Below are 229 nucleotides of genomic sequence, written 5' to 3'. Positions count from 1 at the left end.
CCACGAACCACCTGCTACAACCGCTTCGCGATGGCGGAAGGCGGACGTGTGGGACCGGCTGATGGATGCCATCACCGCCGCGCGCGACGGTGACATCCAGATGATCGACAGCACCTCTGTTCGCGCCCACCAGCAGGCCGCGACGGCAAAAAGGGGGGCCTAGATAACTGTCTCGGTCGATCGCGCGGCGATTGGCATTCGCTGCGACTCGGCCTGGCCGGCCAGATGC

At 65.9% G+C, this 229-nt stretch carries 1 pseudogene; it reads left to right on the top strand.

The window, feature by feature from the left end:
* A pseudogene (locus tag AC0L2H_RS32615) lies at positions 1-229 on the top strand (IS5/IS1182 family transposase); the annotation flags it as partial.

Source organism: Mesorhizobium sp. WSM4871, assembly GCF_055811295.1.
This window is presented reverse-complemented; position numbering and strand designations above follow the sequence as displayed.